Annotated in this window: 20 protein-coding genes and 1 riboswitch; of the genes, 8 read left to right on the top strand and 12 right to left on the bottom strand. The window is 32.8% G+C overall.

Annotation, left to right across the window (positions count from 1 at the left end):
- Positions 1 to 14: 14 nt before the first annotated feature.
- Positions 15 to 4955, top strand: coding sequence for a hypothetical protein (locus B8T70_RS06105; RefSeq protein ID WP_086894269.1), 4941 nt, complete (start codon positions 15 to 17; stop codon positions 4953 to 4955).
- 90 nt (positions 4956 to 5045) lie between these two features.
- On the opposite strand, the gene B8T70_RS06100 is transcribed toward B8T70_RS06105, so the two are convergent.
- The 6 genes from B8T70_RS06100 to B8T70_RS06075 all read right to left on the bottom strand — a co-directional run bounded on the left by B8T70_RS06100 (position 5046) and on the right by B8T70_RS06075 (position 13083).
- A complete protein-coding gene (locus B8T70_RS06100) occupies positions 5046 to 5993 on the bottom strand; it encodes a DUF4465 domain-containing protein (protein ID WP_086894268.1) in 948 nt (315 codons plus the stop codon).
- Between the two features lie 78 nt (positions 5994 to 6071).
- Positions 6072 to 7298, bottom strand: a complete 1227-nt coding sequence (locus B8T70_RS06095) for a hypothetical protein (RefSeq protein ID WP_086894267.1) — start codon at positions 7296 to 7298, stop codon at positions 6072 to 6074.
- A 4-nt stretch (positions 7299 to 7302) separates the two neighbouring features.
- Positions 7303 to 8544: a hypothetical protein gene (locus B8T70_RS06090; RefSeq protein WP_086894266.1), complete on the bottom strand. Its 1242-nt coding sequence runs from the start codon at positions 8542 to 8544 to the stop codon at positions 7303 to 7305.
- Positions 8545 to 8584: 40 nt separating this feature from the next.
- A complete protein-coding gene (locus B8T70_RS06085) occupies positions 8585 to 9880 on the bottom strand; it encodes a hypothetical protein (protein ID WP_086894265.1) in 1296 nt (431 codons plus the stop codon).
- A gap of 12 nt (positions 9881 to 9892) precedes the next feature.
- On the bottom strand, positions 9893 to 11038 hold the full coding sequence (locus tag B8T70_RS06080) for a YncE family protein (protein ID WP_086894264.1): 1146 nt from the start codon (positions 11036 to 11038) through the stop codon (positions 9893 to 9895).
- On the bottom strand, positions 11035 to 13083 hold the full coding sequence (locus tag B8T70_RS06075) for a TonB-dependent receptor (protein WP_086894263.1): 2049 nt from the start codon (positions 13081 to 13083) through the stop codon (positions 11035 to 11037). Before B8T70_RS06075 ends, B8T70_RS06080 begins: the two co-directional genes overlap by 4 nt.
- Before the next feature lie 116 nt (positions 13084 to 13199).
- Positions 13200 to 13410: riboswitch (cobalamin riboswitch) on the bottom strand.
- Positions 13411 to 13749: 339 nt separating this feature from the next.
- On the opposite strand from B8T70_RS06075, the gene B8T70_RS06070 reads away from it, so the two are divergent.
- The 4 genes from B8T70_RS06070 (at position 13750) to B8T70_RS06055 (ending at position 17770) form a co-directional block, all read left to right on the top strand.
- On the top strand, positions 13750 to 14592 hold the full coding sequence (locus B8T70_RS06070; RefSeq protein WP_086894262.1) for a GNAT family N-acetyltransferase: 843 nt from the start codon (positions 13750 to 13752) through the stop codon (positions 14590 to 14592).
- 267 nt (positions 14593 to 14859) lie between these two features.
- Positions 14860 to 15792, top strand: a complete 933-nt coding sequence (locus B8T70_RS06065) for a glycerophosphodiester phosphodiesterase family protein (protein WP_086894261.1) — start codon at positions 14860 to 14862, stop codon at positions 15790 to 15792.
- Between the two features lie 231 nt (positions 15793 to 16023).
- Positions 16024 to 17049: a 2-hydroxyacid dehydrogenase gene (locus tag B8T70_RS06060; RefSeq protein ID WP_242667431.1), complete on the top strand. Its 1026-nt coding sequence runs from the start codon at positions 16024 to 16026 to the stop codon at positions 17047 to 17049.
- Positions 17050 to 17152: 103 nt separating this feature from the next.
- Positions 17153 to 17770 (top strand): hypothetical protein, encoded by a 618-nt coding sequence (locus B8T70_RS06055; RefSeq protein WP_086894290.1) that lies wholly within the window; start codon positions 17153 to 17155, stop codon positions 17768 to 17770.
- A 268-nt stretch (positions 17771 to 18038) separates the two neighbouring features.
- Here the strand turns inward: B8T70_RS06055 and B8T70_RS06050 are convergent, their stop codons facing one another.
- Both B8T70_RS06050 and lysS read right to left on the bottom strand, forming a co-directional pair.
- Positions 18039 to 18470, bottom strand: coding sequence for a hypothetical protein (locus tag B8T70_RS06050; RefSeq protein WP_086894260.1), 432 nt, complete (start codon positions 18468 to 18470; stop codon positions 18039 to 18041).
- 85 nt (positions 18471 to 18555) lie between these two features.
- The gene (gene lysS / locus B8T70_RS06045; protein WP_039111405.1) at positions 18556 to 20259 is read right to left on the bottom strand and encodes a lysine--tRNA ligase; all 1704 of its coding nucleotides are present in this window, start codon (positions 20257 to 20259) and stop codon (positions 18556 to 18558) included.
- A 418-nt stretch (positions 20260 to 20677) separates the two neighbouring features.
- Here lysS and B8T70_RS06040 point away from each other — a divergent pair, with 418 nt between their 5' ends.
- The 3 genes from B8T70_RS06040 (at position 20678) to lipB (ending at position 22955) form a co-directional block, all read left to right on the top strand.
- Positions 20678 to 21406 carry a hypothetical protein gene (locus tag B8T70_RS06040; protein WP_086894259.1) on the top strand — a complete coding sequence of 243 codons (729 nt, stop codon included), beginning with the start codon at positions 20678 to 20680 and terminating at the stop codon, positions 21404 to 21406.
- Positions 21407 to 21499: 93 nt separating this feature from the next.
- On the top strand, positions 21500 to 22252 hold the full coding sequence (locus tag B8T70_RS06035) for a hypothetical protein (protein WP_086894258.1): 753 nt from the start codon (positions 21500 to 21502) through the stop codon (positions 22250 to 22252).
- A 4-nt stretch (positions 22253 to 22256) separates the two neighbouring features.
- Positions 22257 to 22955 (top strand): lipoyl(octanoyl) transferase LipB, encoded by a 699-nt coding sequence (gene lipB / locus B8T70_RS06030; protein WP_039117561.1) that lies wholly within the window; start codon positions 22257 to 22259, stop codon positions 22953 to 22955.
- An 88-nt stretch (positions 22956 to 23043) separates the two neighbouring features.
- Here lipB and B8T70_RS06025 read toward each other — a convergent pair whose 3' ends face one another.
- The 4 genes from B8T70_RS06025 to B8T70_RS06010 form a co-directional block, all read right to left on the bottom strand.
- Positions 23044 to 23838: an AraC family transcriptional regulator gene (locus tag B8T70_RS06025; protein WP_086894257.1), complete on the bottom strand. Its 795-nt coding sequence runs from the start codon at positions 23836 to 23838 to the stop codon at positions 23044 to 23046.
- Between the two features lie 22 nt (positions 23839 to 23860).
- Positions 23861 to 24991 carry an MBL fold metallo-hydrolase gene (locus B8T70_RS06020; RefSeq protein ID WP_086894256.1) on the bottom strand — a complete coding sequence of 377 codons (1131 nt, stop codon included), beginning with the start codon at positions 24989 to 24991 and terminating at the stop codon, positions 23861 to 23863.
- 248 nt (positions 24992 to 25239) lie between these two features.
- Positions 25240 to 26025, bottom strand: a complete 786-nt coding sequence (locus tag B8T70_RS06015) for a hypothetical protein (protein ID WP_086894255.1) — start codon at positions 26023 to 26025, stop codon at positions 25240 to 25242.
- 48 nt (positions 26026 to 26073) lie between these two features.
- Positions 26074 to 26367 carry a DUF3861 domain-containing protein gene (locus tag B8T70_RS06010; RefSeq protein ID WP_086894254.1) on the bottom strand — a complete coding sequence of 98 codons (294 nt, stop codon included), beginning with the start codon at positions 26365 to 26367 and terminating at the stop codon, positions 26074 to 26076.
- Positions 26368 to 26481 lie beyond the last annotated feature (114 nt).

Below are 26481 nucleotides of genomic sequence, written 5' to 3'. Positions count from 1 at the left end.
CCAATTATAGTATTATGGCAATTATAAAAAGTAAAATTACACTAGGTACCACAACTAATTTAATCTTTGGATATAACCCTTCTTGGAATCCTTCGTCTGTAGATAATCAAGGCTTGTTTCTGCAAGATAAAAAAGCTTTGAAAGAGCTAGAAATAGATATAAATCCCGATAAAAAACTGGAATGGAATTACCCAATAGTTTCTATTCACGAAGATGCAGAAAATCTTTTAAATGCTCTATTTCCATATCAAATTGATAACCCTAATGATGGTGCTCCAGATGCTGAAGTCGCTGCGGGAACTATGTTATTGCGTGATCAGGATCGCGATGAAGCACTAAAAAAACTTTCTGAGAATCTAGGTTTAGATTTAAAAGCATCAGATACCTCGTATGCTCTTGTTAAGCTAGAACGCTTATCAGCTGCGGCTTTTCATCCTATCAATAAATCTGGAACAATATTACATCCTAATCCGTTATTACCTTCGACAGAATATCAGATTGAGGAAGATTTTCGCAAAAGTTTGATTAAAGTAAGAGCTTCTGATGATGAAAAAGGACAATACAATCCTGCAGAAACGACTTTAAATCAGGCAAATATTTGCATGAAGCATTTTAACGAATGGGGAACTCATTTTGTATCTGGTGTAAATGTGGGAGATATTATTTTTCAGGTGTTTGCATACAATAAAGACTCCTTTAAGAAGGTTTCGGCTAGTTTTTCTAAAAATAAATACACAGATGAAGACTCTGTTAATTTTTGCTATTTTACAACAAATGCCCTTACAGGAGCTTTTGGTTTTGTAAAGGAATATAGTAAACTCATTAGTTTTGGTAATAGCAAACTCTTAGAAAGCGACATCAAAAAGAATCTTTGGCATGATCAAAGATGGTCAGAAACCAATAGTATTTTTGAACCGTTTTTAGATGGAAAAATAAATCTTGCTAACTATAAAGAAAACGCAGTTACAAGATTCAAACTTACAACCTTGTCCATTTTTGCAGAGTATAACCGCCGTTTGGTAATGAAGCGTATCTTAAAAGGGGCGTTAATCCAAAAATTTACGGATCGTGTTGTTCCTAACTTCGAAAAATATTTCCCGTATGATATTAAGAATGTTATCCCTGACTCCGAAATTCCGGGATTTCTTAGTACAATTGTAACAAAAGACATAAATACGTATAAAGCCAAACTAGCATTGGATGAAATGCAGTTTATAGCCAGTAATAAGGCATTAAAATTCATACTTTGTTCGCAATATCTATATTCAAAAATTGGCACGATAAGCATTCCCGGAAACTATATTAATATACTTACTCAAAGTACTAATATGGAAACTGATAAAGGCGTTGTTGTTTGCAAACTAAGTAAAGACGGTTATAAATCATTTAACCTCAATAGTAAAGTTTTTTATGGCGGAATGGTTGTTACAAAAGACGATTTTACGGAGCATTTTACCATAGTAGACGGACTAAAATTTATGCATGATACAGCCAAAATACACGGTAGATCTCTTGTACTAATTACAGATGATGTTCGTAAGGAACCTAAAGAAAGTGATGTATTTCCAGACATGGAAGAAAATTTATCTTTTGCTTATTCTTTTGCCGAATCTATTATGGCAGGTTGTACTGATTTTAACGATACGAATCAAAAAAATGCATTAAACTTTGTGGCAGACACGATGGGTTGGATTACCAGTATTCTTCCTCAAGTAAGTAGTAATGCAAATGTGCTAGATTTGAGAGTACGAGCAATGGATAGTGTCCGAAATGCTATGAATCCCGAATATGCTGCTTATGTACCACTATTACCGGCTAAAGAATACAAAAAACATATAGAAACTATTATACAATATTCTGACGGTATTGCTCTTGAGATACAAAAATATCAGGATATTATTGAGGCAAGAAAGACAAAGGAACTAATTATAGATGTAGGTAAATCGCTGAATGAGAATATAATTGAATCGGGTAAATTGCTTACAAAGTTCATTCAGGCAAATGCCGACCAGCAACGTGATTTGAGTTCGTATTACAAAGAAATTATTAGTCAGAAAGAAAAAGAACTCAAAAGTCTAGAAGCTAAAATTGCTACGTTTCAGAAAAATGTTGACAGTCAAAAATCTGATTTGCAAACTGCCGTACTAAACTATAAGCAGGCTGTAAGAGATTGGCAAACTCGACAAGCGATACAATTTGGTCTTGATATGGCGACGACTATTTTTTCCGTAGCTACATCTATTGCTATTCCAGCCAAATCAATCAAAGCTGTAGAGGAATTAGGACTTAAAGTGCAACAGATGCAGAAATTACTTAATATTCTGAATGCATCCTATAAAGTATTTACAACAGGGGTTAAAGGTGTTGAGGAATTGCTAAATGCGGAGAAAGCTCTTAATGAACTAAAAAATGCTTCGTTTGCTATCGAATCGAATCTGGCATGGGATGAAATGAGTGCTAATATGAAGCTTATAATCGATTCTGGACCGCCTGTACAAGAAAAGAATGATTTGATAAATGCATTCCAAATTTTGCTCCTTCGCGGAAAAGCTTTACTTAGCGCAAAAGATGCAGCAAACCAACTCGCCAAAGATATTTATAATCAGCAAAGATTAAACGTATTGAGCGAAGCGCAGCAAAAAAGACTCGATGGAATAAAAGACCAACTAAAACCGGGTAATATTCCGTCGCTAGAACCGCTTAATCTTGATTTGATTGGTATGACTGCTTCACTTCAATTCTTACGAAATCGTATGTTGAGCATGCTTTCTAAAACACTGATTTTACAAGATCAGGCACTTCAATATGAGAATCTTCAAGCGCCTACATTAATGACAGCATTTGATTTGCTGAGTTTTAAAGGTACAATTGTTAAGCAAAGCCAGAATACCTTAACTGCTTTGAATTTGCTAAATTCTATTCATCAATCTGTAACTAGTCCGATACGTATAACGGTAGAAGTGCCTGTAGGTAAATTAATCAATGGTAATGCTTATATTCTGGATATTGGTCTTGATAATGTGAATTTTAGCGAATACATTAATTGTCGTGTTAAGTCTGTAGTGGCAAGCGTTGGAACTTCGGTAAAAACAAAAAGTGGTAAATACCTTTTAAAATTAACGTATGAAGGTAATCCGTTTTTTGATCGTGCTCCCAATAGGATTCCGCGTATGTTTAAAACGCCTTCTCGTGAACGCATCTATGAATATAAATGTGATACTAACACACCTAATTTTACAGACGGCGGCGATACATGGTCTAAAGAGGTTAGCCCGATTACGCCATTCTGTAAGTGGAATATTAGTTTTCCTAAAACAGAAATTAATAAAGGAATAGAGTTAGAAGATGCATTTGTACCCGTAACACTAGAGTTTGTACTTGAGGCAAGAATAGAGGATCTACCTGGTAGATTGTTATCGGGAGTTAAAAAAGGACTTCTTGGTAATGCTCTTACCTCCGCTCCTTCTTTGCAGGATATGCTGGTATTAATGCAAGGAAAAACGGTTACAAATGGTTGGGATGTTGTTTTTAATATGGGGCTTACCAAAATTCAGGAAACTATTAACAAACAGTATGATGAATTAAAAAAAGATAAATCATACGGAGGAAAAATTAAATTAGAGTATCATTATGATGCCACATCTAAAGTGAAAACCTGGGTAAAGTTTGAAGCCGAATATGGATATCCTAAACTCTCTTTTCTTCCCAACAATCCATCCAATGTAAAGATGGAATGCATCATCCATTCTGGAAAGATAACGAAAGGATCACAATACAAATCAGAACCTATAGAATGGGATGAACCAGAAGTATCTAATCCTGGGGCTCTTATTCAAGCACAGATTCCGTTAAGCGAGGCAAAAGGAATTGTAGGATCAGGTACAATTGCAAGCGAGAATGTGTTAAGCGTAATTCTGGACATGTCACAGGGAACTTTTGTTCCCAAAAACATTAATATTGAAGGAAATGATGAAAAAGCAAGATTCAACTTGGAACTCATTTCTTATTTTACGCAGAATCCCGTAGTTTTTGTTGTTAGCTCACTAGATAAAAGTAAGATTGGTAAAATTAGCGATATGAAACCTAACCAATTTTTATTTAAAACGCTGATTACACGCAATTCTGCTAATCAAATTTTACAGCTTTTCATTATGACTAATGATAGAATTGCGGAAAGTAGTCAAACATTTCTTAATGATTTACCCGAACCTATCCCAATGGGATCAGATGTGAGTATGATTGTAAGTAGTAAAGTTTTATTTGAGAGTGTGTTGCCACAAAGTTTGGATAAATCGGGTTGGCAATTAGAAGGTACTAATCCTAAAGATACTAATAAGTCGAAGGCATGGTCGGGAAAGTTTAATCAAGGTGCGCTTACTGCAGAAGTAAATTTAAGTGCTCTGGATAGTAGCTATACAAGTCCTAGAGGTGTTGTTGAAATATCCAAGTATGCTGTTGATGGAGGAATAATTTCTGAACCAATTTCAGGAATGACTTTAACTCCTAATGGAACAAATATAAAATTAGATTTTAATCAGCAGCGCACGCAACATTTTACAGAATACTGGAAAACAATTATTTGGTTCCGTACTGAGTCTGGTACTAAAGACCATTCATCTGATTATACCTTAAATATTTCTGCTTCTATGCCTCTTACCATATCGGGTACTGGCAGAGAACAAAATATTTCATTTAAAATGACTAATCAGGATGTTAAAATTAGCGGGCATCTTTCGGGTGGTGGCCCTTGTGGTTGTGGGAATGATTTGCAGGCATTATTCAATATTCAATTGAATGAACAAATTCCGCCAAAATTAACGAAGCAACTCAATGTAAGTTTTAATGATGTTTCTGTATTTGCATTAAAGAATTTGATTTTCCCGCAAGGAAATTACATTGAATTAAAGGATGTAAATTGCCCAGGAGATTTGCTTATTACGGGTAGTATTATTTAAAAACGGGTCATTTTAAACAGATATGAAAAATTAGATAATAAAAAGAGCCATCTTTTGAATGGCTCTTTTTTGTATTACAAACAATTTGTTTTAGTCTATTCGTTTTACCGAAAGTTTGTCTAAACAAAAGTATGCTGCAGTATTGATTCCGTAAATGGGATCTGAGTCTGTTGAAGCCATCTGGAAAATAAGATATTTAACATCTCCCAAACTAGCTAGTTTAAGAGCCGTTACATCTACCCAGCCTGTTGGCATTACAAGAGAAGTTCCTGTATGATTTGCTAATGTATGTGTTACTGGAGCAGAGATAACTCCGCTTGCATCAACACCATAAATTAATAATTCGAAATGATCACCAGAAACAAATTTCTTAGCAAAACCATCTCCATTTAAACAACCATAATAAGGCCACGGATGCATATTAATTTTCAATCCTTTAACTTGGTATGTTCCTGTATTTCCTATTTTTACCCAGTTTGAAAAACCACCTTCAGTAAAAGTAGTTCCTTGTGGATTTTTAGGATCTAAATAACTAGACCAATAAGCTACAATATAAGGATCTCCTGTTGTTCCCGGAGTTCCCGGTGCAATTGTAGAAGAAGTATTAAAACCACTTCCTGCCATAGTTCCCCATTGGTGAGGCACCCAACCATCTGATCCACCCGGAGCAGCACCAGAACCGTAATCTTTAATATCATTTACGTTAGATACTATAAAACCATCCCAGTAGTTGTATCCCGCAGATGTAGCTGTGTGCGAAAACGTAAATATATCTACATTTAGTTTTGTGTTAGATACATAAGTGTTTTCCCAATACTTACCACCAGTTGTACTGATTCCGCTTGCCAGTAAAGAACTCGTTAGATTAAGAGTTGTTGTAGTTCCTATTGCCGGATCAGCAAGGATTCTGCTTGTAGATGCATTTGCGCTGTTTGCTGTTGCATTTGCACCACCATCAATTAAAACATTGTCTTCGTTGCTACAGGACGAAAGTCCTAAAAGTAAACCAACGGTCAAAAAATAAATTACTTTCTTCATTATTTATAAAATTAGGGGTTAATAATTCTTCTTTAATGTTTTTGCAATAGCATACTTTTTAAGAATATGCAGTTTTAATTATTTGCTTTTTGCAAAATTCAAATCCTCAGCTTCTTTAAAAGAACTTGTTAATAAATCTGAAGCTCCAAGCTCTGTATATGTTGAAACATATACTTTAACAAAATCGATTCCAGGTAAGTGCACTTTTTTTCCGTTACTATCTACAGCCCAACTAATATCTATCGAAGGATCTTTGATACCAGCATAACCCCATTCAAAAGTTCCTACATTAAAAGCAGTCCCTTCTCCATCACTTACATCTTTTACTGGCAAGTATAGTTTTGTTCCTTTTAGGGTATAAGAATCTCCTATCCATTGTGGGTAATAATTTAAACGTCTCCATTTTTTTGTTTTAGTAATAAAGTTGGATGTGTTTTTATTATCTGTCCATTTTAAATATTCTTTATCAAACTGCCAATCGGCTTTGCCTGTTACAGCCACTTTGGCTGGATCTGGCTTGAAATAAGTGATTTCGTAATTTTTTGTTGTCGTAGATTTATTATGCTCACTTCCTCCTATCTCATACCATTCATTATCATCTGCAATACCGTTTTTATTGGCATCATACGCTACATATACACTTACAGGGAAAACTTTTACAGTAGTACTGTTAGCAACTGTTTGAACAGTAAAATCTCGTTTGCCATAAGAATTAATAACAGTATGATCAAATTTTGTAACAATGTACCCGCCAAAAGTTCCAAGGTTAATATCTTCTCCCTGATTAAGACTTGCCTGAATATTTTCTAAAATTTCAGTTTTAGTAGTAAACTCATAATTATCAAGAGCATAACTTGGTGCTGGTAAATAATCTATAAGTGATAGCGCTTTTGCTGTATAGGTTTTACCTGTTTCTGAAACTTTAACTTTCGTTGAAGCTTGTTTTACTAATTTATCCAATGTTACAGTAAATTCTACAGCATAATCAGCCGCTTTAGGAGCAATAAATTGTAATGTCTTTGCATCGCCAATAATAGAATCCTTGACAATTCCATCAGTACCGGTTACTTTAACAGTCCATTTGTATTTTGCAACAGCTTCACTAGCGTTTTCAATAACAACTTCTGGATTTATATTTACTACGCTATATCTTTCTACTGTAAAATTTGGTTCTAATTTTAATGTAACAGAAGCATTTTTAACGGGTTCAGGAGTTATTTCAGGCTTTGAATCATCATCGTTACTACAGCAATAAAAAGCACCAATAGCTACTAAAATCAAACTATATTTTAAATATTTTTTCATTTTCTTATTCTTTTACTTTTCTTAAATTGTATTTTTTTAATATATGAAGATCTGCTGCTCCTGCGAATCTTGTTGCCATTGATGATTGCTGATGACAAAGACCCATTGGCTCACTAACACAGTTTACAATTTTTATAAAATTTATTCCTGGTAGATTTGCTTTATTTCCATTTTTATCTACAGCCCAGTCTATATCAATATCAGGATTTACAGCATTTACATATCCCCATTCTGGAGCTTCAAAATTCCATAGTGTAGTTTGTCCGGGACGGAGTGGTGTAAATTTTACATTTAGTCTGGTTCCTTCATATACAGCTGTATTTTGAGTTGCCCAAGCAGGGTAATATTCCTTTTTTGTCTTAGATCGTGGTAAATAATACGTTTCAGAGTTATTGTTTTCGCAATAAATGTGTTCGCGATCTATAAAGGGATCATTAGGACCACTTACTACTACAGGCTTTCCTATGGCAGGTTTATGGTATGTAATCTTAAAATTTTTGGTTGTATTTTCTTTAGTATGCTGGCTACCTATTATTTCGTACCATTCATCATCATCTGGTTTTCCATTACCGTTTTTATCATAGGCTACAAATAGTAATCCTGGAGCTGGGGGATTCCCTTTATCGGTTAAATCTCCTCCATAAACTCTAAAATCTTTTTGTCCTGCATTATTAATAACAGTATGATCAAACCCAACAATAATAGATCCTCCAAAACCACCTAAGTCTAATGGATAACCAACACTGGTTTCATTAATCCTGCCTAATGCTACTCGCATTATATCTTCTTTTGTAAAACCAATTTTAAATAAATCATTGGCAAACATTCCCGGTGCAGGATCAAAATCGTAGATTGCTGTTATATAAGGATTGTAATTTTTAGTCTCATTAGTAACATTTACTAGTGTTTTTTTGCTTCCTTTTTTCCCATCTGCCGATACATTTAATGTCAGTTCATATGCACCTGAGTATAGTGCTATGAATCTTAAATCTTTAGAATTTCCAACAATAGAATCTGTAGTTTTATTAACTGGATTTTTGGTCATTACCCATTGATATGTTGGGTTTGTTGCAGTAGCTGAAGCATTTATATTTAAGACACTAAATGTCCCTATCTCATGTTTTTCTTGAAGTGTAATTGCTATTGTATTCTTAGCCTCGTCTACTGGTTTTGAGTCATCATCATTACTACTGCATCCTATAACTAAGAATGCAAGGAATAATAAATGGGTTAAATTTTTTTTCATGGTTTCTGGTATTATAGTTTTAATTTAAAATCCTTTTTTTTTATGGTCTGGTAGGAATATTTTCTCCTAAAAGATGCAAATCTGTAGCACCCATTATTTCGGTAGAAGTTTCTCCTAACCATCCGGCTTGCTGATTAAGTGCATTATAAACTTTTACGAAATCAACTCCTGGCAAATGAATTTTGTTTCCATTTTTATCTATTGCCCAATCAATATCTATTGCAGAATCATTATCATTGTTTGGGGCATTATCTGCATATCCGTATAAAAATGCGTACTGAACAAAATAGCTTCCAGTTCCGCTTTCATCAACAGCATTATCTGGTAATCTCGTACCTTTAAAAGTGATTTTTTCCTGATCTTTGAGCCATTTTGGCCAATAATCTAAGGAATGATTATAAGCGTTGTTTTGGGCTAAATAACCGTCTTTACCTTGATTATCTTTCCAGTATATATATTCTATATCTGTAAATTGTACTGTTCCTGTACCACCTCCTGGAACTGGAATTTTATTAGGATCAGGTCTATAATAGGTAATCTCATAATTCTGAACTGTTTTTTCCATTTTATGCCCAGCTCCTTCTATTTCGTACCATTCATCATCCGGAAGACCGTTTTTATTTTTGTCGTAAGAAACCATTATAACTCCAGCTTCACTACTCCCACCACGCATAGTTTTATCAGGATTAGGATTGGCCTCTGCCCAAAAAGCATTCCCTAAAACTCTAAAATCGCGTTTGCCTTTTACGTTTACAATTGTATGATCAAAACCAAAAACAATATAACCACCAAAGGCTCCTAGCGAAATCAGATCTCCATTTTTCTTGGCTAGATACGTATTAGCTCTGCTTAAAATTTTATCATACGTTTCACCGTCATTCGCTGCAGGCAAATCATTTATAAACTGTCCCGGAGCAGGTTTAAAATCAAATACTTTGGCAATAAATGTTTTATAATCCTTAGCTTCCTTGCTTACGTGTACTTTAATTTTTTGTGTTTGCGTATTTCCGTTATCAGTTATAACTACAGTAAGTTCATACGTTCCTATTTCTGTTGCTGCAAATAAGGCTTCTTTTGCAGTGTTGTTTGCCAAAGAATAATTTTCTGAAGGAGAATTTGTTACACTCCAGCTATAAGTTGCATTTGCGCTTACGGTACTATTTACGGTAATTGGTACAATTGTAGCTCTTTGCGCATTGTACTCATTGTTACCAATACCACCTGTTGGCGGATTGCTATTATCTGAACTATCGTCGCCACTGGAACAATTGGTTACCAATGCTGCTGCGAGTATAAGCAATAGCGTTCGGAAATGTTTTAAAGATTTGTTATACATGATTTTACTATTTTAGTTTTTGGTTATAAAAGCAATATGTGCAGGTATATTTCCTGCTGTAGTTTTCCATTTTAATTTTCCATCGGGTGTAAAGCAATAGATATAGCCTGTTACGACATAATTTTGTGCATCGGTGATATAAATTTCTTTGGTTTCGGGATTTACCTGTAGTCCGTAAGGAATCATTATTTGTTTATCTGTACCGTCAGTGATTATCTTGTCGCTTATTATCTTTTTGGTTTTAGTGTCTAATATTCCGTAGGTTACTTTATTACTATTAGTAAGATAGCTCCACGATACACTATAGAAATAGAGTAAATCATCTACTAAACACATTCCTAGAACCGGAATATCGAGTTGCATTTTTTTCTCATCCGTTTTGGTATCAATTACAAAAAGATTTGATGGTGTATTGTAATAATCTCCTCTGGAACTCACATAAATATCTCCTCTACTGTCTATTTGCATACTGTAAAGATTTATACCAACATCTATCTTTTTTATTTCGGTAAAAGTCTCAAGATCAATCACAGATACGGTTCTGTCATAATTAGGAACTCTATAACCTCCAGAGTTTGCTACATATAATTTTCCGTTACTTACCACCATTTGCTCTGGCTGATAACCTACATTTACTTTTCGTTTTATTTCTAATGATGTGGTATCAATTTCAGCCACAAAACCTATCTCTGCGTTAGGATCTATGGCTACAGGACCAGAATAGGAACTTACATAGGCTTTGTCTTTGTAAAAAGCTACATATCGGCAATTAGGAATATCAATTTTTTTGATACGTTTTGCCGACCATTTATCGATTACTTCAACTTTATTAGAACAGTTTATTACAGCATAAACCTTATTGCCATAAATTTTGATATCGTTGCCTACGTCACCCAATTCTTTTATAACTGTAGGATTTCGTTCCGAATAAATATCGGTTGTATAGTTTCCTGTTCTATAATTAAATATATCGATGCTTGCCCGGTTCATCCCCATATTACCTTCGTTAAGCAGATAAAAACCTTCTATCTTACCATCACTTCTTGGTGCAGCAACGCTTTTATCTGAAGATGGGAAAATGGTTTCTTCTTCTCTACAAGAAGCAAAAGCAAGGGCTATAAATAAACCGAGGATTAATTGTGTAGTTATCTTTTTCATAGCGCAATACTTATTATAAATTTCATTGTACGTCCCGGCATCGGATAATTGTATATAACCTCATACTGCTGATTAAGTACATTGTTTAGCTCTATTGTCCCTTTTATTAAATATTTGCTTAAAGCAAAAGACTTTTGTACCGCTAAATCGTGTGTGTACCAAGGCTGAATTTCGTTGATTTTGATATTGTTGACATTACCATTATATCGTTTTCCTACATAAACAAAGCTGTAGTTAAAATTCCAGGTTTTATAATCAGCATTTAATATCCCAGAACCACTATGCCACGGAGTATAAGGAATCTGATCTCCGTAAGAGGATAATTCCAAACCTGCAAATTTTGTATAATCTCTACTTTCTGAATAAGTGTAGGTAAGATTTGTAGCTAAATTTACATTACCAATATGCATTCCTATATTAAGTACCGATTCTATACCTTTTCCTTTTACTTGTCCCATATTGGTCATCATCCATCGGAATAAATTTCCTGTTGGAGCAGCCACAATTTTATCTTTGGTATTGGTGTAATATCCATCAACCTGAATAGAAAGTTTGTCTAAAAAAGAATTATTTACAGGTAAATTATAGGTAAACCCAACATCGTACTGGTTCATATATTCAGGTCTCAAAGTACTGGATCCGACCATGGTATAATACAAGTCATTAAAAGTGGGCATCCTGAAAATACGTTTTGCAAATGCTCGTAAATTAAAATCGTAGTCTTTAAATGGTGTATACCCAAGAAATAATGCAGGAGTAAACTCTTTTTTGTCGGGAGCTTTTGCATTATAGCGCACTTCTTCCTGAACATAAGTACCCACAACACTACCTAAAGCTTTAAATTGCCCAAGTCTGAAAGAACTTGCCAAAGAAAACAAGGCAGTATAGCGTTGCGGAAAAGAAAATTGAGTTTGTATTCCTTTTCTTGTAGCATTTAGTTTATTGTATTGAAAATCTGTAGATAACGAAACATCCCATGTAGGTAATATGTTGTACATATTTACTGCCGAGAAATATATTTCCTGTTGGTAATAACTATCGTCAGATTGTGCTCCTTCGGTTACTGTTTCTCCTAAAATATTGGTAGTATCTCTGGCAACATAATGCGTGTAATCGTAAGCGTATTTTGCCTTTGCCTGAAATTTGTATTTTTTTGTAAAATCCTTTACTATAGATGCCTGTGTGAAGAAATTCTTGTCGTACTGTCTAAATCCGTCAGAAAACTTATTTTCGACAATTGCTCCTGGTGCTCCCCTATCTGAGTCGTAATAATAAACTTTGGCATCCCAGGAACCATTATTTATTTTTCCGTAAAGTCCAGATTCAAATCTGAAAGCTTCAATATCACTATTATGTCTTGTGGCAGTAGTATCGTAAGCTACAGTACCATCCTGATTGTTTCTTTTGTATCTAAATTTATATTCTCCGTTAGATTTTATATACTCAGAACTTACGCTCATGCTTACTTTATTGCTCAGCTTTTGTTCCCATCTAAAAGACGGATCAAAATAATTTATAGTCATGGTTTTAAACCGCACCAATAAATTTGTTTTTTTATCCCCTTCAAAAACGGGACGTTTGGTTCTTAAATAAATGGTAGATGCAGCTGCAAAGTCTTTTGCCGACTGGAATATTTCGCTTTTCTGACCGTTATACATGGTAAGAGATTCCATGTCGTCTAGCGAATATTTACCCAAATCAGTAACTCCGTTTTGCGCATTACCTAATTGGATTCCGTCGTAAAAAACACCTACATGGTGCGTTCCCATATTACGGACATCTACAGTTTTAAGTCCGCCAAGACCACCATAATCTTTAATCTGGACTCCGGCAAAATAACGAAGCGCATCAGCAACATTATGACTGGCAAGATTTTCTAGTAATTTCCCCGAAAGACTTTGCACAGGAATTACTTCCTGGTATGGTTTTGCCTTAAGAATTACTTCTTTTAGTTTGCGAATGCTATCATTGGTTGCTTGCGAATGAAGCAAAAATGGAGTAAATAAGATAAAAACGAATAAAAGCTTTTTGTTTGTATTATACATCACTAAATAAATTATAAAAACTTTTCGCGATGTAATAATCAAGAAGCATAATAAGAAAGTCCCGCTATAAAATAACAGGCTAATTTTCTTGTTCTTCAACTTTATTCCTCGAAAGTTTTAAACTATGTGATTTTGGCAGGTCTCCTGACTTGTTCCATCTTTAAACAACCTTCTCATCCCGAGAATCGGGACAATGGCATTAGTAACGTTTAAAGACTTATATAGAACTTACAGTAGCGGGTCTGTTCAGGATTTACACCTGATTCCCTTTTAACTATTTCTTCTTAAAATTTTAAGAAAAAGTAGACCAAAATTTTGAGCAAATATATAACATAAGTTTATGAAAAAAAGTTCTTATTTAATTTAATTACAATTAAGACAATAAAACAAGGGTATAATCTGCTAATTTGATAATTTTCATTTATATCCAATAAATTTAAAAATATGACAATATATCAATTTGAAAACTAGACGATTCTTGTAAAAAAACAATATCTCGATGTTTCGACATCCATGTGGTTACCTTCTATTTTTTAATAAAATCTAAAATAGTTCATCATTGTTTTTTACATAAAATGTATATTTGATTTTCTCTATTTCAATATTTAGAAAACCTTTATAAATTAGAGAAACTCAATCTTAAACTCAAAAAATTTTGCATAAAAAATGGAAGTAAAAAGTTTAGAAAACATTGATATTAAAGATCTATTAGCGGTTATTAATTTATCTTTTTCAGATTATATCGTGCCTTTTAGTCTTAATTTAGAGCAACTTAAAACTAAGATTTCTGCCGAAAATATTAAATTAGATTTGTCTATCGGAGTTTATGCCGAAGATAAATTAGTTGGATTTATGCTGCATGCTTTAAATACTACAAACGAAGAATTTGTTGCTTATAATGCTGCAACTGGTGTTGTTCCAGATTATAGAGGAAAAGGTTTAGTTGGTAAAATGTATGATATTTTAGTGCCGAAATTAGAAAATCTTGGCGTAAAGCAAATGGTTTTAGAAGTTATAGAAGGAAATCATCCTGCAATACGAGTTTACGAAAAGATGGGTTATACAATACATAGAAAACTAGATTGTTTTAAAGGTAAAGTACCGGCATTAGATATAAATCCTAAAGTTGATATAAAGAATCTTAAAGAAACTCAATGGGAATTGTTTAAATCTTTTTGGGATATAGAACCTTCATGGCAAAACGATATTATGGCAGTGAGCAATAGTATAGAATTTAGCCAAATTCTTGGAGCTTATATAAATGACGCATTGGTAGGTTATGCAATATATAATCCTACATCCAAAAAAATTAATCAAGTAGCTGTAGCTCCTAATTATCGTCGTAAAGGAATTGGTACGAGTTTATTTAATCACATTAACAATGCTTTGGATCAAAATGAATTATTAGTATATAATGTTCAGAATAGTTCTGCAGAAGCAAAAGGATTTATAAAAAATTTAAATATACCATATACAATTTCGCAATTTGAAATGAAAAGAAATCTTTAAGTAAAATTGATTTATAATATTTGAACCTGGACGAAAGTTTACTAAAATTTGATTTTTTTTTATAATTTTTCAACAGAATTGTATATTTAAGATTGTAATAAAAAAAGGTAACCATATAAGTAATGTAAGTCCATTTAAATTTTAGGCTGATTAAGTCGCGCTTATATTTACTTAAATTACTTATATGGTTAAAATAATTTCACTTTTTATAGGGCTTTGCATAGTAGGAATTGCTTAATTTTGCAATCCAATTTTAATAAATATAATATGTTTCAGAATAAAAGTTTGTGGCTTGCAGTTTTAGTTTCTTTCGTTTTTAGTTTTGGTTTTGCCCAGGAAAATGAATATTTATTAAAATTTAAAACTTCTAAAGAATTACAGAAGTTTTTAAATTATTCTAAGAAAACAATTCCATTGGTAAGTGCACATCGAGGTGGTCCAACAGTTGGATTTCCAGAAAATTGTACACCAACATTTGCCAATGCAATAAAATATAATCCTACGATTGTAGAAACTGATATTGCTTTGAGTAAGGATTCGGTTTTAGTAATGATGCATGATAATACACTAGACAGAACAACAACTGGAACGGGTGTTATCGAAGGATATACGTATAAAGAGTTACAAGAGCTTTTCTTAAAAGATACTGAAGGAAAAGTAACTCCATATAAAATCGAAACTTTAGATCAAATCCTACAATGGGGTAAGGGTAAAGTAATTTACAATCTGGATATCAAGAAAGGTGTTCCGATGCAAATGATTATCGATGCTGTAAGAAGAAATAAAGCCGAGGCTTATTCGGTAATTATTACTTATACAGCGACACAAGCTGCTGAGGCTGCTAAACTTGCACCAGACTTAATGATTTCGGTTTCGGCAAGAGGAAAAGAAGATGTGGAACGTATGGAGAAATTAGGTGTAAAAGCCAATAAAATGATTGCATTTGTAGGTACTTCAGAACCAAAACCAGAAGTATATGAGTATTTACACAGCCGAAAAATTTCTTGTATTCTAGGAACTATGGGGAATCTAGATAAAAGTGCTGCTGCAAAAGGAGATGAGTTATATTATAAACTTGTTGCCAATGGTGCTAACGTGTTATCATCAGATCGTAATGTAGAAGCTGGTAAACAACTATTAAAATATGCAACCGATAAAAAACTAAAATCGAAACATATTGTAATTAAGAAAATAAAATAACAAACACGAATTTCACGAATTTGCACAAATCTTAATGAGTAGCTTAGTTTGTGAAATTAATTTCACAAACGGATTAGTGACAATTCGTGAAATTCGTGTTTAAGATTGATTTATAGTTTTTGTATCAAACGAGCTTCAATTGAAGCTCTTTTTTTTTTGACTGGAAATTTACTTTGCGATTATTTGTTTAATTTTAATGAATAAACAATTATAATTTTAAAGAAAGCATATATGGATTTAGATAGAGTAGCAGGTATGAATAAAATAACGTTTTTCTCGGCTCAGCCTTATGATAAGACTTTCTTTAATAAACATAATTGCGAGTTTGGTTTTGACTTAGAATTTTTTGAAACACAGCTTAATAAACATACAGTAAGTTTAATTCAGGGTTCGAATATTATTTGTGTTTTTGTAAATGATATTGTGGATGAAGCGGTGATAAAACAATTGGCAGAAAAGGGTGTGAAGATTATTGCTTTACGTTGTGCTGGTTTTAATAATGTAAATCTGGAAGCTGCAAAGAAACACGGAATTCATGTTTGTCGCGTTCCTGCTTATTCACCCGAAGCTGTTGCCGAACACGCTATGGCAATGATTCTTACACTTAATCGCAAAACACATAAAGCGTATAATAGAGTTCGTGAACAAAATTTCTCGCTAAATGGGTTATTAGGATTTGATTTGCATGGTAAAACAATTGGTATAATAGGAACAGGGAATATAGGGAAAGCTTTCTCTAAAATAGGAAAAGGCTTTGGTTGCCGGATTCTTGCTTATGATATTGTGAGTAATCCCGAAATGGAAAAAGAGGGAGTTGTATTTACCGATTTAGAGACAGTTTTTAAAGAAAGTGATATTATCTCGTTACATTGCCCATTAAACGAAAAAACAAAGCATATCATAAATAAAGATTCGCTTACGCAAATGAAAAACAGTGTTATGATAATTAATACTAGCCGTGGCGGACTTATAGAAACAGCTAGTGTTATAGAAGCGCTAAAAGATGGTAAAGTAGGATATTTGGGAATTGATGTATATGAACAGGAGGAAAAATTGTTTTTTAGAGACCTTTCTGAAGATATTATAAAAGATGATGCAATTCAGCGATTAATGAGTTTTCCGAATGTATTGGTAACTGCACATCAGGCTTTTTTTACGAGCGAGGCATTAACTCAAATTGCGCTTGTAACGTATAATAATATCAAAGAATTGCTGATAAGAAAAGATCTCGAAAATAAATCGGCTTTATTGGTTTAAAGTACGATTATTGTCAATGAATGACTTTAAGAAACCCTCTAAAACAAACGTATTTATTTTATTTTTTTGTAAATTTAACGGTAATAAAAAAAATAATAAAATCATGAAAAAGACATTTTTAATAGGCTTAGCAATGCTTAGTTTATATTCTTGCCAGAAAAAAGAAACGGCTACAGATACAGGAAAAGGAGTGGACTCAACAGCCATTGACTTATCAGTAACTACGGAAACCGATAAGGACTCAACGGCAGTAAATAATAAAACAGCTCCAATAGATTCTAAAGTAGTCGATATGATTCGTAAGCAATTAACCACAGTTTTGTTAAACAAGGATTTGCCAGCAATGACAAAAGAAGATCGATTTTTTTACTATGATGCTTTCGATTTAAATAATGATAAAAAAGACGAGTACTTTGTAGGTTTCTCTAATCCTTATTTTTGTGGTACAGGCGGATGTTCTGGTTTTATCTTGAACAATGACGGAAGCTTATTGAATAAATTTACAGTAACCGATTTTCCTATTTTTGTTGGAACAACTGCTTCCGAAAAATTCCAGGATCTTATAGTGAGTAGTAAAGGAATTCTTTATAGTGTAAAAATGAAAAATGGTAAGTATCCTTCTAATCCATCAGTTCAGGAAAAATGGAAAGGCGCTGTTCCTGATCAATCTCAAGCAATCCTTGATATAGATAATAAAAAACTAGAGAAAATTTCTTTTTAAAGAGAAAATATTCTTAGAGAAATAGATAAAAAAGAGCTTCAATTGAAGCTCTTTTTTTATCTTAATATTTTTAAAAATGTGATTAGAATTAGTTTGATTTTTCTTGTTTTGAAAGCCATTTTAAATCCATTTCATCTAAGTCTTCTTGCGAAATAAGCCTGCCATATTTTATATCTTCTTTACTTTTTCTAACTCAATTATCCGAGGATAGATTAATAGAATTAGTGCTTTCAGGTTTATTCATTAGATGATTTTCTTAATTATATCATTAGTATTTATTAGGTTTAAAAATCTCTTTAATTAATTTATATACTGACATAATTAAGCCAGCTCCAAAAAACAGGATTCCAGAATAGCCAATAATTATTTTGACAAATTTATTCCCTCTCCTAAATTCTTCAGGATATAAAATCAAGAATAAACTACTAATAACAAAAATTAAACAGCCAAAAAACATGATGATAAATGTTTTAATAGAATTTTTATTCGGGTTAAATTTATTCTCCTTAATAAGAAAATAGATCAATCCAAGTCCGCCGAAAAGTACTATTCCGCTAAGTTGTTTTAATCTGTCTTTAAATAAAAACGAATCATTTAATTCAATATCTGGATGTATAAATGAATCGATTAATTGATAGGAACTAATTATAGTAAATAAGATGAAAATAGTATAAATAAAATAATCTTTAATTTTTGACATGAATATTTTTGAGTCATTAAATTTGAATAAAAAACCCGACAGGTTTTAAAACCTGTCGGGTTTGAATATTGTAACGAGTAAAAAACTATCCTACCAATTCTACAGTTTTAAACTCACCTTCAACAGCAACTTTAGTTAAACCGTGTTTAGATAAGTTTTTCATAGAAGCATCCCATTTTTTACCGCTTAAATTAGCAGTAATTTTTAATTGCTGAAGATCCATTTTATTTTCATTTCCTTTCAATAAATCTACGATGAATTTTTCTTCATCAGAAAGTTCAATCTGAGCTAATTTTTTCTCAGGACGCATTTGTGGGAACAATAATACTTCTTGGATAGATGCATTATTTGTTAAGTACATAATCAAACGATCCATACCAATACCCATTCCAGATGTTGGAGGCATACCGTATTCAAGCGCTCTTAAGAAATCTTCGTCGATGATACCATTAGCCTCATCATCACCTTTTGCAGCCAAACGCATTTGATCTTCAAAACGCTCACGTTGATCAATTGGGTCATTCAATTCAGAATAAGCATTTGCGATTTCTTTACCACAAACCATTAACTCAAAACGCTCTGTAAGTTCAGGATTATCGCGGTGCTCTTTACAAAGGGGCGACATTTCTTTAGGATAATCAGTAATGAAAGTTGGCTGAATGTAATTTCCTTCGCACTTAGCTCCAAAAATTTCATCAATTAGTTTTCCTTTCCCCATTGTATTATCCACTTCAATTCCCATTCCTCTTGCAGCTTCAAACAACTCTTCTTCTGTTTTTCCAGAAATATCAAAACCAGTAAAATGTTTGATAGAATCAGTCATTGTAACGCGAGCGTAAGGTGCTTTAAAGTTTATTTTATGCTCACCAAAAGTAACTTCGCTAGTTCCGTTTACAGCAATTGCACAATGCTCAAGCAAACCTTCAGCAAATTCCATCATCCAGTTGTAGTCTTTGTAGGCTACATATATTTCCATTGCGGTAAATTCAGGATTATGCGTTCTGTCCATCCCTTCATTTCTAAAGTTTTTAGAGAACTCATAAACACCTTCAAAACCACCAACAATTAATCTTTTTAAATACAATTCGTTTGCAATACGCATATATAGCGGAATGTCAAGCGAATTATGATGCGTGATAAAAGGTCTTGCCGAAGCACCACCTGGGATAGATTGTAAAACCGGAGTTTCAACCTCAAGATAACCTGCATCGTTAAAATAACCACGCATTGCAGTATATAACTTTGTACGTTTAATAAACGTTTCTTTAACGTGTTGATTCACTGTTAAATCTACATAACGCATTCTGTAACGTAACTCAGCATCATTAAATGCATCGTGTACATTTCCGTCTTCATCAACTTTCGGTAAAGGTAGCGGACGCAATGTTTTACTTAAGAAAGTAAATCCATCTACACGTACACATTGTGCACCAACTTTTGTAGTAAACAATTCTCCTTCGATACCAATGAAATCACCTAAATCGGTTAATTTTTTAAATACCGTGTTGTATAAAGTTTTATCATCACCTTCGCACAAAACATCACGATTAACGTATAATTGCAAACGTCCTTCGCTATCCTGCAATTCAGCAAAACAAGCTTTTCCTTGGTCACGAACACTCATCAAACGTCCTGCAACGATAACCTTCTTACCTTCTTCAAAAGACTCCTTAATTTGCTTAGAAGTATGATTTACAGGAAAAAGATTAGCTGGATAAGGATTGATTCCTAAGTTGCGTAAGTTTTGAAGTTTTTCTCTTCGGATAATTTCTTGTTCTGATAATGCCATTTTGCGCTTTTTTTATAAGAGTGCAAAGATAAAGAAAAGAATGTAGATTTTAGAATGCAGATTTTAGATTTTTTGTAGCAGCAATTTATTGTATTTCAATTCTCTTGGGAGTAAAGGTGCAAAGGTTCAAAGGTTCAGAGATGCAAAGGTACAGAGGTACAGAGGCGCAAAGATTCCGGTTGTGTGTAAAACACAGATTATTTTTACGAGTAATTGGTTTTATAACGCGCAATCCTTCGACTCCGCTCAAGAGGATAATGTTTGTGTGATAAAATCAGCTAAAATCTCTAAAATCTGCGTGAAATAAAACTTTGCGACTCTCTGTATTTTTTCTTTGTGAAGCTTTGCGAAACTTCGCGAAATAGTTTTTTCTTACAAAACTTGTTTACATTAGCATTTTAAATTCTAAGCTTTTTAAATGAAAAATTATTTCTTCTCTTTTTTGCTCGCAATACTTTTTACAAGTTGTCAAGTTACCGAAACAATAAATCTAAACGAAGATGGAAGTGGAACTATCGAAGCAATACAACTTAGAGATGAACATAGTTATATGCTTTTGATGGGAGAAAAGTATTCTAAAGAAGATAAATTTCAAGATACAACCTATATTTTTCGAGATTATATCATAAAATATAACGAAACATTTTTAAAATATACCCAACGAGAACAGCAGTTGTTCCAAAAATATGCAAATGCAAAAGTGCATGCAAAGAAGAGTTCTTTCGATAAGGAATTTAAAACTTCTATTACATTTTCTTTTACCAAAATAGATGCTGTTCCTAATTTATACAATACTGAAGATTATGCAAATGATCTTGAAAACAATTATGCACTTGCGGCAGAAAGTCATTTTTTTGATTTAAAATATAGCTTTGACGGAACAACATTTAAACGTATTGTTAAGGTTATTAATGAGGCTGAAATTGAGAAGAATAAAAGGCAAATAAATAATTTTAAATCTAAATTCAATATCTTAAGTCTTACTCAAACCTATGCACTTAAGTACAATTTTCCTCGTAAAATAAAGTCGGTTTCTAATTCAGCGGCAATTCTTAGTTCAGACAAAAAAACAGTAACAATTACATTCCAGCTTTCCGATTGTTTAGAGAATCCTGAAAGTACAAATCTGGAAGTTGTTTTAGAGTAAAATTTAGATGTAATAAGGTCTTTATATCTTAGAATCTTTGCCGTTATTTTTTTAAATAGACTTCGTATCTTTGAGAAAAAATATAATCTACTCATGAAATTAATAAAATTCCTCAGTCTTTCCCTTTTATTAGCGACGTTAACAAGTTGTACTTTTACCGAAAACATTGATATTGCAGATAATGGGTCGGGTAAATTTTCGTTAGATATGGATGGTTCTGCACTTATGGCAATGGCAGGACAGCAACTAGGAAATGAAGTTGGTGATGCAACAAAAAGTATAGATTCTACTTTTTCATTTAAAGAAATGTTCAAGAACAAGAAAGACAGTATAGCAAAACTTTCTCCCGAAGAGCAAAAAGAGCTAAAAAAACTAGAGAATTTCGTCGTTCATATGAAAATGAATACAGAACAGAAACAGTTTATGTTAGATTTAAAAACTGATTTCAAAAATGTAAATGAATTACAGGATATGATGAAAACTATGAGTGCGCTTCAGAATATCGAGAAAAATAAAGCTTCAGATAATAAAATGCCTTTTAACGGAGATTTCAGTAACAATAGTACCGTAAGTTTTAGCTATGACGGGAAAAAGTTTAATCGTAAAGTCATTTTGAACCCAAAAGAAACTAATAAACCAGCAGAGGATTCATTAGGAATGTATAAAATGATTTTTGCATCTTCGAACTATGTTATAAAATATCGTTTCCCTAAAAAAGTAAAAAAAGTATCTAATGCAAATGCTTTGTTTAGTGAAGACAGAAAAACAATAACTATCCAATATCCGTTTACAGATTATATGGAAAATCCAACTAAACTGGGACTTGAGGTAGAGTTTGAAAAATAATACAATGAACAAAAAAATCCAACTACAAGATTTAGGTCAAAAAGATTATAAATCGACTTGGGAATATCAAGAACAATTATTTAAGGATGTTGTTGACTTAAAAATTAAAAATAGGAGAGAAGAACTTGATTTACCAACTCCTAATTATTTCATTTTTGTAGAGCATCCGCATGTATATACTTTGGGTAAGAGTGGCGATTTGAGCAATTTACTTTTATCCGAAAAACAACTAGAAGCCAAAGGAGCTACTTTTTATAAAATAAATCGTGGTGGTGATATTACGTATCACGGCCCAGGACAAATTGTAGGATATCCTATTCTGGATTTAGAAAATTTCTTTACCGATATTCATAAATACTTGCGTTTCCTCGAGGAATCTATTATTCTTACGCTAAAAGAATACGGATTAGAATGCGGTCGAAGCGAAGGAGAAACGGGTGTTTGGTTAGGAGTAGGAACGCCGTTTGCCCGTAAGATTTGTGCACTTGGTGTACGTGCTTCACGCTGGGTAACAATGCATGGATTTGCATTAAATGTAAATGCCGACTTAGGTTATTTTGATAATATTATTCCGTGTGGAATTCGCGGTAAAGCCGTTACTTCACTTCAGGTAGAGCTTGGTGTAGAAAAAGTAGATGAAGCCGAAGTAAAAGCTAAAATCCTAAAGCATCTGACAGAATTATTCGAAGCCGAATTTGTTTAAAATAATATGATTTTCGTAATGCGTTCCAAAATAGACATTGTCTAAGAATGGAACGCGTTTGAATAATTTTACTCTGAAGACTCAAGAATTATGTATGTTCTTTTATAAGACTTGTTGGGTTGTATCCAAATTGTTTTTTGAAAGCAAATGAAAAATGAGAAATGTTTTCGAAGCCTAAATCAAGATAAATATCAGATGGTTTTTTTCTTTCTCTTTGAATTTGAAAATGTGCTTCCTGCAATCTTTTCTGCATCAACCAGCGATTAGGAGTGTCATTAAAAATCTTTTTAAAATCCCTTTTAAAAGAAGACAAACTTCTGCCAGTTAAAAAAGCCAATCTTTCCAGACTTACATTAAACTTATAATTTCGATATACAAACGCTTCTAGATCTAGTTTTTCGGGAATATTTTGGTCAAATAAAATACTCGAAATTTCGGGGTTAGTCTGTAATAATATCAATAAAAGTTCTTCCCTTTTTACTTTAGAGAACGTTTCGTCTATAACTCCACCTTCGTTGTAATAAGGCATTAATGAACGTATGAAATTGGGAATCAGAACATCTTTTTTAAGAATGACAAATGCATTTTTAGAGTTTGATTTTACATTCGCAATAGCGTGATTTTTTTTAAATTCGGTCAAAAATGCTTCATCAAAAATGATTACAACCTTTTCAAATTGTCCGTTATCTTTTTGTTTTTTGTATTTAGCCAGATGATTTTTCCTTACAATACAATAATCTCCCGATTTAATAGTATGCATTTCATGTCCGTCATAACCTTCGATTTCTCCCGCTGCCAGATATAAAAAGATATGCTCTGGAACAAATTGTTCAGGTGAAATTTCAGGGCCAATATGACACGATTTTATTTCGGTAATTTTCATCTTGATTCAGCTTAAGTTAGTGCTAATTTACACCTTTCCACCATTCTTTAAAAACTTGTGTACTATCATTTAAATTTACAACTTCACCAATCATAGGTGTTACTAGTGGTAAATGAGCAGTTTTGCTAAGTGTCGATAATTTACTCAATGGTTCATCCCAAGAATGCATTGCTAGTTTAAACTTTGAAGAATGCACAGGGAAAAGTCTTTTTGCTTTTAAATTTTGCGCTGCTTTAAGTACTTGTTCAGGAAGCATATGTATGGCTTCCCAAGCCAGATTATATTGTCCGTTTTCCAGAATTGCAAAATCTATTGGGCCGAATTGTTCTCCAATTTTGGCAAAATGTGTATCGTAGCCGCTATCGCCACCAATGTATATTTTAATACTTGGCGTTTGTAAAACATAAGACAGCCATAAGGTATTATTTTTAGAAAAACCTCTTCCCGAAAAGTGTCTTGCAGGAGTTGTATGTACTTTAAAACCATCTTCTAAGACAATTGTTTCATTCCAATCTTTTTCGATTATTTTATCTGTAGGATATCCCCAACGTTCAAAATGTCCTCCAACTCCAAGACCACAAATAACCTTTTTTACTTTAGATTTTAAAGCAACTATAGTTTCATAATCAAGATGGTCGTAATGATCGTGGCTAATAAACAAATAATCAATTGTAGGTAAATCAGCCACGGTGTAACCATTTGATCCTTTAAATGCAGTTACAGTTCCTGGTAATGGCGAAGCATTTCCGCTAAATACAGGATCAATCAGAAAACGTTTTCCATCTATTTGCATAAAATAAGACGAATGCCCAAACCAAACCAATACATCGGCATCTGGAGAAAGATTATGCAAATCGGTTTTTATAGATGGGATAGAATCAACAGGTTCGCGTCTTGGATGATTTCCAAATAATTGATCATAAAGAATACCTCCAAAACTGTAGCCGTTTGTTAGATTAGGTGTGTCATGCGTGTTTTGAAATTTTCCATCGCTATAATTGCTAGATTTTTTTATTAATTCCAAACGATTACCTTCTGGTGCTTTACCAAATTTTGGATGCATCATATATAAAAAAGTAACCAGGGTTAAAAGAGCCAAAATGCTTATTACTATAATCATAATTCTTTTTGTGATTTTTAGAAATCGTTTCATTCGATTTATTTTATTTTTGATTTGTTTTATGGAATCAAATTCAAGTAAACTATTTGTGGTTGCAACATTTTTTAATTAAATTCCCCATAAGTATCTGAATTGATGGTACAAAATTGCATCAAAATAAATTGTGTCACTTTGTTTAAAAGTCCAATTTTACTTTGTTGAAAAGTTCACTTTAAATCTTTGGCATAAAAAAAGCTAACATTTTTTAAAGTTAGCTTTGTTATAGAAAATTATGAATTGTTTTAGTTTTTAATTTTATTAAATCCTGTTACATAATCATATCCAAGTTTCCCTTTTACCATACATAATTCAATTTCGCCACCTTCGGTTAGTTCTTCATGAAGTGCTTTTTTTATCGAAAAGCGTTCTTCTGTATTATTTTCAGTGATAATATGAATAAAGTGTTCTTTGTTACGCGATCCACTGGTTCCTTTTCTTATAATTGTATAGTTTTTACATGATTTATCGGTAGTCGCATAGAAATGATTTATAAAACTAGTTGAAGCAGCTGTAAATAAAAACAACCCGACAAATAGCCCAAAGTGGACTGTGTACCTTCTTTTGCTTTCAAAATATACAGAAGGATTTGTAATCTTTAAAATTATTGTAAGCAATATGGCTAAAGCAATTCCTGCAAAACCTGCTCTCCAAAATAGTTGAGTACCGTTTATAGTGTTGTCAATTTTTCTTATTTCAAAAAGCAGAAATACTAAACTTGCAAAAAACAAGGCTGAAGAAAAATAATATATAAACTTATCAAAGGGTTTAGCCGTTTTTTCGAATGCTATTTTGGGTGGGAAAAAATCATCAATTATTAGTTGCGAAAAACTTACTATTAAGAGTAAGTTGTACATTCCAACTAAAAAAAATGGCAGAGGAACTAATCTAAAAGTTCCCTTCTCGTCTCCAAATAAAAAAATAGGAATTATACAGAGTCCAATATAAAGAAATCGTCTATAAAATTCCTTCCTAATTTCAAATGGCTTGTTTTTCTTCTTTTTTGAAGCAGCGTATTTCTGTTTAAGCATTTTAGTTTTAAGGATTTATTTGAGGTTATAATCTAGGTTTATAGTTTGTTATTGACTTTTTAGTTTTTTCATAAATTCTCCAAATGCAGGGAAAAAATCTTCAAAAAGAGGATGCTTTCTGTTTTTAAGCATTACTTCACTGAACATTTTTAAACCAATGGCAAATTCTGTAGATTGATTCTCATCTCCAAATAGTTTCTTTTCTTTAATTTTCTCGATAATTGTAAAAATTTCATCGTGATTTTCAAATTCCAATGATAAAGGTTCAGCTAAAGTTGCATCTTCTTTCATTAAAGAAACTTGTTCCAGAGTAAGTCTGTATTTATTTGCGCGTTTAGTCATGATTAGTGTTTTTTTATTGGTTTTTGTCTAGAATAATCAAAGAGGTTTTTGTAAATGTTGCGCTTAGCTAGATTCGATATACGGGATTTAAATTATTGTAGCATTTAGAAAACT

The sequence above is a fragment of the Flavobacterium sp. AJR genome (assembly GCF_002156885.1).
Taxonomy (GTDB): domain Bacteria; phylum Bacteroidota; class Bacteroidia; order Flavobacteriales; family Flavobacteriaceae; genus Flavobacterium.
The sequence above is the reverse complement of the archived record's forward strand: the minus strand, read 5'-3'. Positions and strand labels throughout refer to the sequence as shown.

Excerpts from the sequence above, each read along its gene's own strand:
- B8T70_RS06055 (WP_086894290.1), top strand. The coding sequence starts at position 17,153 with ATGAAAAAGACATTTTTAATAGGCTTAGCAATGCTTAGTTTATATTCT.
- B8T70_RS06025 (WP_086894257.1), bottom strand. The coding sequence starts at position 23,838 with ATGAAAATTACCGAAATAAAATCGTGTCATATTGGCCCTGAAATTTCA.
- B8T70_RS06035 (WP_086894258.1), top strand. The coding sequence starts at position 21,500 with ATGAAATTAATAAAATTCCTCAGTCTTTCCCTTTTATTAGCGACGTTA.
- lipB (WP_039117561.1), top strand. The coding sequence starts at position 22,257 with ATGAACAAAAAAATCCAACTACAAGATTTAGGTCAAAAAGATTATAAA.
- B8T70_RS06070 (WP_086894262.1), top strand. The coding sequence starts at position 13,750 with ATGGAAGTAAAAAGTTTAGAAAACATTGATATTAAAGATCTATTAGCG.
- B8T70_RS06080 (WP_086894264.1), bottom strand. The coding sequence starts at position 11,038 with ATGAAAAAGATAACTACACAATTAATCCTCGGTTTATTTATAGCCCTT.
- B8T70_RS06060 (WP_242667431.1), top strand. The coding sequence starts at position 16,024 with ATGGATTTAGATAGAGTAGCAGGTATGAATAAAATAACGTTTTTCTCG.
- B8T70_RS06105 (WP_086894269.1), top strand. The coding sequence starts at position 15 with ATGGCAATTATAAAAAGTAAAATTACACTAGGTACCACAACTAATTTA.
- B8T70_RS06095 (WP_086894267.1), bottom strand. The coding sequence starts at position 7,298 with ATGAAAAAATATTTAAAATATAGTTTGATTTTAGTAGCTATTGGTGCT.
- B8T70_RS06075 (WP_086894263.1), bottom strand. The coding sequence starts at position 13,083 with ATGTATAATACAAACAAAAAGCTTTTATTCGTTTTTATCTTATTTACT.
- B8T70_RS06050 (WP_086894260.1), bottom strand. The coding sequence starts at position 18,470 with ATGTCAAAAATTAAAGATTATTTTATTTATACTATTTTCATCTTATTT.
- B8T70_RS06065 (WP_086894261.1), top strand. The coding sequence starts at position 14,860 with ATGTTTCAGAATAAAAGTTTGTGGCTTGCAGTTTTAGTTTCTTTCGTT.
- lysS (WP_039111405.1), bottom strand. The coding sequence starts at position 20,259 with ATGGCATTATCAGAACAAGAAATTATCCGAAGAGAAAAACTTCAAAAC.
- B8T70_RS06015 (WP_086894255.1), bottom strand. The coding sequence starts at position 26,025 with ATGCTTAAACAGAAATACGCTGCTTCAAAAAAGAAGAAAAACAAGCCA.
- B8T70_RS06010 (WP_086894254.1), bottom strand. The coding sequence starts at position 26,367 with ATGACTAAACGCGCAAATAAATACAGACTTACTCTGGAACAAGTTTCT.
- B8T70_RS06090 (WP_086894266.1), bottom strand. The coding sequence starts at position 8,544 with ATGAAAAAAAATTTAACCCATTTATTATTCCTTGCATTCTTAGTTATA.
- B8T70_RS06020 (WP_086894256.1), bottom strand. The coding sequence starts at position 24,991 with ATGAAACGATTTCTAAAAATCACAAAAAGAATTATGATTATAGTAATA.
- B8T70_RS06085 (WP_086894265.1), bottom strand. The coding sequence starts at position 9,880 with ATGTATAACAAATCTTTAAAACATTTCCGAACGCTATTGCTTATACTC.
- B8T70_RS06100 (WP_086894268.1), bottom strand. The coding sequence starts at position 5,993 with ATGAAGAAAGTAATTTATTTTTTGACCGTTGGTTTACTTTTAGGACTT.
- B8T70_RS06040 (WP_086894259.1), top strand. The coding sequence starts at position 20,678 with ATGAAAAATTATTTCTTCTCTTTTTTGCTCGCAATACTTTTTACAAGT.